The organism is Streptomyces sp. NEAU-YJ-81 (assembly GCF_017592595.1).
Taxonomy (GTDB): domain Bacteria; phylum Actinomycetota; class Actinomycetes; order Streptomycetales; family Streptomycetaceae; genus Streptomyces; species Streptomyces hygroscopicus_B.
The window spans coordinates 23,742-33,901 of record NZ_JAGFNO010000012.1; the positions used below are offsets into that span (position 1 = coordinate 23,742).

Below are 10,160 nucleotides of genomic sequence, written 5' to 3' on the forward strand. Positions count from 1 at the left end.
CTCCGGGCGTGCAGAATGGTCGCATGACCGGCTCCGACCGCCCCTCCGCCCTCGACCCGGCCCTCGCCGCCCGCCTCAAGCGCGGCGCCGACGGCCTGCTGCCCGCCATCGCCCAGCAATACGACACCGGTGAGGTGCTGATGCTCGGCTGGATGGACGACGAGGCGCTGCACCGCACCCTCACCACCGGCCGCTGCACCTACTGGAGCCGCAGCCGCCAGGAGTACTGGGTCAAGGGCGACACCTCCGGCCATATCCAGCTGGTCAAGTCCGTCGCCCTCGACTGCGACGCCGACACCATCCTCGTCAAGGTCGACCAGGTCGGCGCCGCCTGCCACACCGGCGACCGCACCTGCTTCGACGCCGACGACCTCCCGCTCGGCCGGTAGACCGGCCAGACGACCTTCCGCTCGGCCGGTGGACCGGCCATCACCGCACCCGCCCGCCGGGCTCCCCAGCCCTTGACCCAGGACGTTGTCACGATGGATCTCGAGACCTTCCGCAAGCTGGCGGCCGACCGCCGCGTCATCCCCGTCAGCCGCAAGCTGCTCGCGGACGGCGACACCCCCGTGGGCCTCTACCGCAAACTGGCCGCCGAGCGCCCCGGCACCTTCCTCCTCGAATCCGCCGAGAACGGCCGCTCCTGGTCCCGCTACTCCTTCATCGGCGTCCGCAGCTCCGCCACCCTCACCGAACGCGACGGCCGCACCCACTGGCTGGGCACCCCGCCAGTCGGCGTCCCCACCGAGGGCGACCCCCTCCAGGCGCTGCGCGCCACCGTCGAGACCCTGCACACCCCCCGCGACCTCGGGGGCCTGGTCCAGCTACCGCCGTTCACCGGCGGCATGGTCGGCTACCTCGGCTACGACATCGTCCGCCGCCTGGAGAAGGTCGGCGAGCATGGGCGGGACGATCTGCGCCTGCCCGAGCTGACCATGCTGCTCACCTCGGACCTCGCGGTGCTGGACCACTGGGACGGCACCGTGCTGCTGATCGCCAACGCGATCAACCACAACGACCTCGACACGGGCGTGGACGAGGCGTACGCGGACGCCGTGGCCCGGCTCGACGCGATGGCCGCCGACCTGGTCCGCCCCGTGCCGACCGACCCCACCGCGCTGCCCGAGTCCGAGCTGCCCGAGTACACCGCGCTGTGGGGCGGCGAGGACTTCATGGCGGCCGTGGACGACATCAAGGAGCGCATCCGCGCGGGCGAGGCGTTCCAGGTCGTCCCCTCGCAGCGGTTCGAGACGCCGTGCTCGGCCAGTGCCCTCGACGTCTACCGGGTGCTGCGCGCCACCAACCCGAGCCCCTATATGTACCTCTTCCGGTTCGAGGGCTTCGACGTGGTGGGCTCCAGCCCGGAGGCCCTGGTCAAGGTCGAGGACGGCCGGGCGATGCTGCATCCCATCGCCGGCACCCGCCACCGGGGGGCCACCCCGCAGGAGGACGCGGCCCTCGGGGAGGAGCTGCTCGCCGACCCCAAGGAGCGGGCCGAGCATCTGATGCTCGTCGACCTCGGGCGCAATGACCTCGGGCGGGTCTGCGAGCCCGGCAGCGTGGAGGTCGTCGACTTCATGTCGATCGAGCGCTACAGCCATGTCATGCACATCGTCTCGACGGTCACCGGCAGCCTCGCCGAGGGCCGTACGGCCTTCGACGTGCTCACCGCCTGCTTCCCCGCGGGCACCCTCTCCGGCGCCCCCAAGCCGCGGGCGCTGCAGATCATCGAGGAGCTGGAGCCGAGCCGCCGCGGGCTCTACGGCGGCTGTGTCGGCTATCTCGACTTCGCGGGCGACTCCGACACCGCGATCGCCATCCGCACCGCGCTGCTGCGCGAGGGCACGGCGTATGTCCAGGCGGGCGCGGGGATCGTCGCCGACTCCGATCCGGTGGCCGAGGACGCGGAGTGCCGCAACAAGGCGGCGGCGGTGCTGCGGGCGGTGCATGCGGCGGGCCGGCTGGGGCGGTAGTTCCCGGTAGTTCCCATATCCCCCACCCGGGGACGGTCCCGTACCCGGGTGGGGGATAGTGGTAGGCGTGACTGCAGCAGCCGTACCCCAGCCCAGGGCCGAGAACGAGCCCTCCGCCCCCGCCGCGCGCGGCCGCCGAAGCAGCCTTGCCATCGCCCTGCTCGCCGGTGCGCTCGGCGCCGCCCTCGTCCTGCTGGCCACCAGCCGCAAGTGGGCCGAGGGCACCGCCTCCGTCGCCCAGGGCTCTCTCCCGCAGAGTGCCAATGGCGATGACATCACCGGGCTGCCCGGTGCGCTGGCGATCGTCGGCCTCGCCGCGCTGGTCGCGGTCTTCGCCGTGCGCCGCCTCGGCCGTGGCGCCGTCTCGGCGCTGCTCGCCCTCAGCGGCGCGGGCATCGTCGTCAGCTCCGCCCTCGGTGCGACCGACAAGGCGGCGCTGGAGGAGAAGGCGTCCAAGGTGAGCGGTCTGACCCACAGCCCCATCCACGATGTGGCGTACACCCCCTGGCCGTGGGTCGCCGCGGCCGGCGGTGTGCTGCTGCTGCTCGCGGGCGTGCTCGCACTGGGCTACGGCCGCCACTGGCCGGCCATGTCCGGGCGGTACGAGCGCGCGGGCACCGAGGGCACCGCGGGCCGGGGCCGCACCCGGCGCGGCGGCCCCGCCCCCGACCCGGACCGCCCCGAGGAGCTGTGGAAGGCCCTGGACCGGGGCGAGGACCCGACCCAGGCCCCGGCGCGGCAGGAGACCGAGCGGGGCGCCTGAGCGCTCCGCCGGAAGTGCCCTGAGCTGCCGCCGATCGTCTGCGGCACCGTGGTGGCTGATCGCGCCCACGCGGCGGAGCCGCACATCGACACAGCCCCGCGCCCCTTCACGGCGCCTCCCAACCGCAGCCGACTTCCGCCGATCTGCTGAGAGCCGCCGGGGCCCGCGCCACCGTCCCGTCTCGGACCGCAATGTCCACCCCCGCTCAAGGGCATTTCGCGGGTCGGGGACAATGGCCTGGGAGCGTTCGCCCCCGAGCGCCCGGACCAGGCGCAGTACAGCTACGAGGAGAATTCATGGCGGGTCACAACCACGGACACACCCCGGCCGCCTGGACCGGTGTCACCATCGCCTTCATCGGCTTCTGCGTCGCCGGCGCGTTCATAGTGGCGGCCAACCCGCTCGGCTTCTGGGTGGGCATGGTGATCATCGTCCTCGGTGGCGTCGTCGGCGCGGCGATGCGCGCGGCCGGGCTGGGCCTGCCCAAGGAGCAGCACTCGCTCCTGCAGCCGCAGCCGCAGCCCACGGCGCAGGCGCAGGCACAGACCCAGCAGTGAGCCCGGGCGCGGCCCGGGGCCGCGCCCGCCTCCACCGCGCTCGCCTCCACCGCGCTCGGCACTGAGCCGTACGGAGGTCGGCGCACCGGCTCTGAGCTGCGCCTTCGTGGATCCCGGGGGAGACTTGGCGGTGTGAGCGAACCACCGCCGACCGCCCCGGCCCCCGTGGTCTGGCGTCTCGTGGCACCTTTCGGGGTGCTCGCGGGCGTTCTCGTCGCCTTCGGCTACGTCGGCGCCGTCGACCCCCGGGAGCCCGGTCACTACCCCGTCTGCCCGCTGCTGCGGCTCACCGGGCTGTACTGCCCCGGCTGCGGCGGGCTGCGCGGTGCCCACGCCCTGGCCCATGGCGATCTGGCGACCGCGCTGCGTGACAACGCCCTCGCCGTCGGCTGTTACGCGCTCTTCGCCGTCTGCTGGGTGGTGTGGTGCGTGCGCGGACGCTTCCCGGCGGCGCGGCTGTGGCATGCGGGGGCGCTCGGCGCGGTGGCCCTGGTCTTCACAATCGTCCGGAATTTCCCGTTCGGGGGACTACTGGCGCCGTGACCGCTGTTGTGTATGTGCATGTGGGGGCCGTCCGCGTCAACCGGATGCGAGACCTCGGCGTCCCGGCGGCTACCATCGCAGTGCCAGGTGAGGCGGCTTGCCGCCACACCCGGCGGATTCAAAGCCAGCTTCATCCCCGTCACGGAAGGGGGCCCGCTCGATGAGTGTGCTCGACGAGATCATCGACGGAGTCCGTGCCGACCTCACGGAGCGGCAGGCGCGCGTCACCCTCGACGAGCTCAAGGAGCGGGCGGCCAAGGCCCGGCCGGCGAAGGACGGCGTCGCGGCGCTCAAGGGCGACAGCGTCAACGTGATCTGCGAGGTCAAGCGGTCCAGCCCGTCCAAGGGCGCGCTCGCCGCGATCGCCGACCCCGCGGGGCTCGCCGCCGACTACGAGGCGGGCGGCGCGTCCGTCATCAGCGTGCTGACCGAGCAGCGCCGCTTCGGCGGTTCGCTGGCCGACCTGGAAGCCGTAAGGGCCAAGGTCGACATTCCGGTGCTCCGTAAGGACTTCATCGTCACCTCCTACCAGTTGTGGGAGGCGCGGGCGTACGGCGCCGACGTCATCCTGCTGATCGTCTCCGCGCTGGAGCAGGAGGCGCTGGTCTCGCTCATCGAGCGCGCCGTGTCGATCGGGCTGACGCCGCTGGTCGAGGTGCACGACGAGGAAGAGGTCGTCCGGGCGGTCGACGCCGGGGCCCGGGTGATCGGCGTCAACGCGCGCGACCTCAAGACCCTCCAGGTGGACCGCTCGACCTTCGCACGCGTCGCACCGGAGATCCCGGACCACATCGTCAAGATCGCGGAGTCGGGTGTGCGCGGTCCGCACGACCTGATCGCCTATGCGAACGACGGCGCGGACGCGGTGCTGGTCGGCGAGTCCCTGGTGACCGGGCGCGACCCCAAGGCCGCGGTGGCCGATCTGGTGGCGGCGGGCGCCCACCCGGCGCTGCGCCACGGCCGGGACTGACGGGACGGGACCGGCGGACCATGGAGACGTACGCGCGCCTGGCCCGGGGCTGTCGGCCCCGGGGCTGCCGCGCGCCCGCGAGGCGGGTGCGGGGGCGGCGCGTGCGCTACCACATCGGATGCGAGCCGGGGCAGATCAACGGGCGGCGATGGCGTCGGACGGCAACGCGCTGAGAGCGCGCTGCAGGCCGTAGCCGTGGGCCGTATCCGGAGGCGTTTCTGTCCGGCGGGCCATGGCATTCCCACCCATCGCATCCGTTGCGGGGCGCTGCCCCGATCGAGGAGTACCACCCATGTCCTCTGATTTCTTCATCCCCGACCCCGAGGGTCGAGTGCCCAGCGCCGAGGGCTATTTCGGCGCCTTCGGCGGCAAGTTCATCCCCGAGGCGCTCGTCGCCGCCGTCGACGAGGTCGCGGCCGAGTACGAGAAGGCCAAGACGGACCCCGCCTTCGCGGCCGAGCTCGAGGATCTGCTGGTCAACTACACCGGCCGGCCCAGTGCGCTGACCGAGGTGCAGCGGTTCGCCGAGCACGCCGGGGGCGCCCGGGTCTTCCTCAAGCGGGAGGACCTCAACCACACCGGCTCCCACAAGATCAACAACGTGCTGGGGCAGGCCCTGCTCACCAAGCGCATGGGCAAGTCCCGCGTCATCGCCGAGACCGGCGCCGGTCAGCACGGCGTGGCCACGGCCACCGCGTGTGCGCTGTTCGGGCTCGAATGCACCATCTACATGGGCGAGGTCGACACCCAGCGGCAGGCGCTCAATGTGGCGCGGATGCGGATGCTGGGCGCCGAGGTCATCTCCGTGACGTCCGGCAGCCGCACCCTGAAGGACGCCATCAACGAGGCGTTCCGGGACTGGGTCGCCAATGTGGACCGCACCCACTACCTCTTCGGCACCGTGGCCGGCCCCCACCCCTTCCCGGCGCTGGTGCGCGACTTCCACCGGGTGATCGGCGTGGAGGCGCGGCGGCAGATCCTGGAGCGGACCGGGCGGCTGCCGGACGCGGTCGCGGCCTGCGTGGGCGGCGGATCCAACGCGATCGGGCTGTTCCACGCCTTCCTGCCGGACGAGAGCGTACGCATCGTCGGCTTCGAGCCCGCCGGACACGGTGTGGAGACCGGGGAGCACGCGGCCACGCTGAGCCAGGGCGAGCCCGGGATCCTGCACGGCTCCCGGTCGTTCGTCCTCCAGGACGAGGACGGCCAGATCACCGAGCCGTACTCGATCTCGGCCGGTCTCGACTACCCCGGCGTCGGGCCGGAGCACGCCTATCTGAAGGACATCGGCCGCGCCGAGTACCGGGCGGTCACCGACGACGAGGCGATGCGGGCGCTGCGGCTGCTCTCGGAGACCGAGGGCATCATCCCGGCGATCGAGAGCGCCCACGCGCTGGCGGGCGCCCTGGACCTCGGCCGTGAGCTGGGGAGCGACGGCCTGGTGCTGGTCAACCTCTCCGGGCGCGGCGACAAGGACATGGACACGGCGGCTCGGTACTTCGGGCTCTACGACCAGCAGAGCGACCAGGGAGCGAAGTGATGGCCGGGAATCTGGAGCTGCTGGGATCCGTCCTGGCGGGCGCCAAGGACGAGGGGCGCGCCGCGCTCGTCGGCTATCTGCCCGCCGGTTTCCCCTCCATCGACGGCGGGGTGGACGCGATGACCGCCATGATCGAGGGCGGCTGCGACATCGTCGAGGTCGGGCTGCCGCACAGCGATCCGGTGCTCGACGGGCCGGTGATCCAGACCGCCGACGACATCGCGCTGCGCGGCGGGGTCAAGATCCGCGATGTGATCCGCACGGTGGGGGAGGTGCACGCCCGGACGGGCGCCCCGATCCTGTGCATGACGTACTGGAACCCGGTGGACCGGTACGGCGTCGAGCGGTTCGCCGCCGATCTCGCCGAGGCGGGCGGCGCGGGCTGCATCCTGCCCGATCTGCCGGTCCAGGAGTCGGAGATCTGGCGGAAGGCCGCCGAGCAGCACGGTCTGGCGACCGTGTTCGTGGTCGCGCCCAGCAGCCGTGATGAGCGGCTGGCGAAGATCACGGCGGCGGGCAGCGGTTTCGTCTACGCGGCGTCCCTGATGGGCGTCACCGGAACGAGGGAATCGGTGGGCCAGGAGGCGCGCGAGCTGGTGGAGCGCACCCGCGGCACCACCACGCTTCCGGTCTGCGTGGGGCTCGGCGTCTCCAACGCCACCCAGGCCACCGAGGTCGCGGCGTTCGCCGACGGGGTCATCGTGGGCTCGGCCTTCGTCAAGCGGCTGCTGGACGCCGAGGGTGACACCGAGGCCGGTCTCGCGGGGCTGCGCGAGCTCGCGGGTGAGCTGGCGGAAGGCGTGCGCGCCGCCCGTTAGACGCCCCGCCCGTTAGACGCCCCGCCCGTTAGACGCCTCGCCCGTCGCTCGTTAGAGGGAAGAACGGGGCGGAGGAGCTCGGCGGTGCTCCTCCGCCTCGTTGGCGAGGGCGTGAGTCAGAGAAACCGTGAGGGAAAGCGCGGCGCCCGAGAGCGCCTGCGGGAACAGCGCGAGCGGGAGCGGTCGCGCGCGAAGCGGAAGCGGACGCTGGGCGTCCTGGGGGCCGTGGTGGCCGTCCTCGCCGGGGCCGTGGGGGTGGGCATGGTCGCGTCCAGGACCGAAGACGACTCGGGCAAGTCGGGCAGCTCCGTGGTGCCACCGCGCGGAGCGGTCGGCAAGGCGCGCCTGGTGATCCCCTCGGGGATGGTGGAGAAGACGGGGAAGGCCGGGCAGGCGGACAAGGCCGGGAAGTCGGCCCCGGTGACCCTGACGGTGTACGAGGACTTCCGCTGTCCCGGGTGCAAGCAGTTCGAGGATGTCTTCCGCAAGACCGTCCACGAGCTGCAGGACGAGGGCCGGATGAAGGTCGAGTACCACCTGGTGACGATCATCGACGGAAACCTCGGCGGCACCGGTTCGGTCCGCGCGGCGAACGCGGCGGCCTGCGCCCAGGACCAGGACGCCGGGAAGTTCCGGGCGTACCACGATGTGCTCTACCGCCATCAGCCCGCGGAGACCCGGGACAGCTACGCGAAGAACGCCCGGCTGATCAAGCTCGCGGACCAGGTCCCCGGGCTGGTCACCCCCGCTTTCCGCAAGTGCGTCGAGGAGGGCCGGCACGACGCCTGGGTGCGCAAGTCCAACGATGTCTTCGCCCACTCCGGCTATGCGTCCACGCCGACGGTGCTGCTGGGCGGAAAGTCCGTGTACGGCGACCCCGACAAGCCGCTGAGCCCCAACAAGCTCAAGCGCATGGTCCTCGCGGCGGCCCGGGACTGATCCTTGTTACGCAGCCGTTGCCGGGTGGGTTGCCGCATCTCCCGCCCGGCACGGTAGCGTCGGTCCTGTCATGGACCTCCTCGCTTACATTCCCAGCCCGTCGTCCGGCGTGATCTATCTCGGCCCGGTCCCGCTGCGCGGCTATGCCTTCTGCATCATCATCGGCGTCTTCGTCGCGGTCTGGCTCGGCGGGCGGCGCTGGGTCGCCCGGGGCGGCCGCGTCGGCACCGTCGCCGACATCGCCGTCTGGGCGGTGCCCTTCGGCCTGGTCGGAGGCCGCCTCTACCACGTCATCACCGATTACGAGCTGTACTTCACCGACGGCCGTGACTGGGTGGACGCGTTCAAGATCTGGCAGGGCGGCCTCGGGATCTGGGGGGCCATCGCGCTGGGCGCGCTGGGTGCCTGGATCGGCTGCCGCCGCCGGGGCATCCCGCTCCCGGCCTACGCGGACGCCATCGCGCCCGGCATCGCCTTCGCCCAGGCGATCGGCCGCTGGGGCAACTGGTTCAACCAGGAGCTGTACGGCAAGGAGACCACCCTGCCGTGGGCGCTGAAGATCGACGGCGACGCCGACGCGGGCCGGGTGGCCGGCACGTACCACCCGACCTTCCTGTACGAGTCGCTGTGGTGCATCGGCGTGGCCCTGCTGGTGATCTGGGCGGACCGCCGCTTCAAGCTGGGGCATGGCCGTGCGTTTGCCCTCTACGTCGCGTCGTACACCGTGGGCCGCTTCTGGATCGAGTACCTGCGGGTGGACGACGCCCACCATGTGCTCGGGCTGCGACTCAACAACTGGACGTCCGTCGTGGTCTTCCTGGCCGCGGTGGCCTATCTGGTGATCTCCGCGAAGAAGTCCCCCGGCCGTGAGGAGGTCGTCGAGCCCGCCGCGGTCGAGGACGGCGCGGATGTGAGCGCCGGACCGGCCCCGGCCACCGCCACCGAGGCGGGCGACGGCGTTCCGGCCGGGAGTGGTGGCGCGGCCGAGACCGGCGGCGCGGACGAAGCCGGTGCGGTGGCCGCCGAGGCGGAGCCCTCCAAGAAGCCCTGACGCGCCCCGCGTCGCGTCCAACAGGCCGCCGGACCCCTCGGGGTTCGGTGGCCTCTTTACGTTTCCGCAGGTCAGCGAGGTAAGTTCGGCCTTCCTTGCTGGCGGAGCGGGGTAATTCGTGCGTACCTTCGAACCGTTGGGGTGGGGCCGCATCGCCGCACCCTTCTCGAAGGGAGCATATCTTCATATGTCCGTCATCGATACCGCCGAGCCCCCGCACATCGCCCACCGCGACAACCACACCCACCGTGATGTGACCGGCGGCTGGCTGCGCCCCGCTGTCTTCGGAGCCATGGACGGACTGGTCTCCAACCTCGCGCTGATGACCGGTGTGGCCGGCGGCGCGGTGGACCGGCAGACCATCGTGATCACCGGTCTGGCGGGCCTCGCGGCCGGTGCCTTCTCCATGGCCGCCGGGGAGTACACCTCCGTCGCCTCGCAGCGCGAGCTGGTCGAGGCCGAGCTGGAGGTGGAGCGGCGCGAGCTGCGCAAGCACCCCGTGGACGAGCTGGAGGAGCTGGCGGCGCTCTACGTGTCGCGCGGTGTGGAGCCGGCGCTGGCCCGTGAGGTGGCCGAGCAGCTCTCCCGCGACCCCGAGCAGGCGCTGGAGATACACGCCCGCGAGGAGCTGGGCGTGGACCCGGACGATCTGCCCTCACCGCTGGTCGCGGCGGTGTCCTCGTTCGGCTCCTTCGCGCTGGGCGCGCTGCTGCCGGTGCTGCCGTATCTGCTGGGCGCCTCGGCGCTGTGGCCGGCCGTGGTGCTGGCGCTGATCGGGCTGTTCGGCTGTGGTGCGGCGGTGGCGCGGGTGACCGCCCGCTCCTGGTGGTACAGCGGGCTGCGGCAGCTCGCGCTGGGCGGCGCGGCGGCGGGTGTGACCTATGCCCTGGGCGCTTTGTTCGGGACGGCCGTAGGATGACAGGCATACGGTGAGCCGCATAACTACGCCGTTACTCCTCGGTTTCGATCCTTTTACAGGCGGGCATAAGCCGAAAGCGCTTGGGCA

12 protein-coding genes are annotated in these 10,160 nt (G+C 72.0%); all 12 read left to right on the top strand.

Annotated features, from left to right (window positions below):
- Window positions 1–23 precede the first annotated feature (23 nt).
- The 12 genes from hisI to J5X86_RS24830 all read left to right on the top strand — a co-directional run bounded on the left by hisI (window position 24) and on the right by J5X86_RS24830 (window position 10,073).
- Window positions 24–389, top strand: coding sequence for a phosphoribosyl-AMP cyclohydrolase (hisI, locus tag J5X86_RS24780; protein ID WP_078640886.1), 366 nt, complete (start codon window positions 24–26; stop codon window positions 387–389).
- A gap of 93 nt (window positions 390–482) precedes the next feature.
- A complete protein-coding gene (locus J5X86_RS24785) occupies window positions 483–1,973 on the top strand; it encodes an anthranilate synthase component I (RefSeq protein WP_208518954.1) in 1,491 nt (496 codons plus the stop codon).
- A 67-nt stretch (window positions 1,974–2,040) separates the two neighbouring features.
- Window positions 2,041–2,736, top strand: coding sequence for a TIGR02234 family membrane protein (locus tag J5X86_RS24790; RefSeq protein ID WP_374229288.1), 696 nt, complete (start codon window positions 2,041–2,043; stop codon window positions 2,734–2,736).
- 296 nt (window positions 2,737–3,032) lie between these two features.
- Entirely contained in the window at window positions 3,033–3,293 is a 261-nt protein-coding gene (locus J5X86_RS24795; protein ID WP_208518956.1) for an HGxxPAAW family protein, read from the top strand.
- Between the two features lie 132 nt (window positions 3,294–3,425).
- Window positions 3,426–3,836 (top strand): DUF2752 domain-containing protein, encoded by a 411-nt coding sequence (locus J5X86_RS24800; RefSeq protein WP_208518957.1) that lies wholly within the window; start codon window positions 3,426–3,428, stop codon window positions 3,834–3,836.
- Between the two features lie 160 nt (window positions 3,837–3,996).
- Window positions 3,997–4,806 carry an indole-3-glycerol phosphate synthase TrpC gene (trpC, locus tag J5X86_RS24805; RefSeq protein ID WP_014059953.1) on the top strand — a complete coding sequence of 270 codons (810 nt, stop codon included), beginning with the start codon at window positions 3,997–3,999 and terminating at the stop codon, window positions 4,804–4,806.
- A 20-nt stretch (window positions 4,807–4,826) separates the two neighbouring features.
- A complete protein-coding gene (gene trpM, locus J5X86_RS52945; protein WP_372458418.1) occupies window positions 4,827–4,979 on the top strand; it encodes a tryptophan biosynthesis modulator TrpM in 153 nt (50 codons plus the stop codon).
- A gap of 119 nt (window positions 4,980–5,098) precedes the next feature.
- A complete protein-coding gene (gene trpB / locus J5X86_RS24810; RefSeq protein WP_014059952.1) occupies window positions 5,099–6,346 on the top strand; it encodes a tryptophan synthase subunit beta in 1,248 nt (415 codons plus the stop codon).
- Window positions 6,346–7,164: a tryptophan synthase subunit alpha gene (gene trpA / locus J5X86_RS24815; RefSeq protein ID WP_208518958.1), complete on the top strand. Its 819-nt coding sequence runs from the start codon at window positions 6,346–6,348 to the stop codon at window positions 7,162–7,164. The genes trpB and trpA overlap by 1 nt, the downstream gene beginning before the upstream one ends.
- 111 nt (window positions 7,165–7,275) lie before the next feature.
- Window positions 7,276–8,103 (top strand): thioredoxin domain-containing protein, encoded by an 828-nt coding sequence (locus tag J5X86_RS24820; protein WP_208518959.1) that lies wholly within the window; start codon window positions 7,276–7,278, stop codon window positions 8,101–8,103.
- A gap of 70 nt (window positions 8,104–8,173) precedes the next feature.
- Complete coding sequence (lgt, locus tag J5X86_RS24825) at window positions 8,174–9,154, top strand: prolipoprotein diacylglyceryl transferase (RefSeq protein WP_208518960.1); 981 nt, start codon at window positions 8,174–8,176, stop codon at window positions 9,152–9,154.
- A 187-nt stretch (window positions 9,155–9,341) separates the two neighbouring features.
- Entirely contained in the window at window positions 9,342–10,073 is a 732-nt protein-coding gene (locus J5X86_RS24830) for a VIT1/CCC1 transporter family protein (RefSeq protein WP_078640878.1), read from the top strand.
- Window positions 10,074–10,160 lie beyond the last annotated feature (87 nt).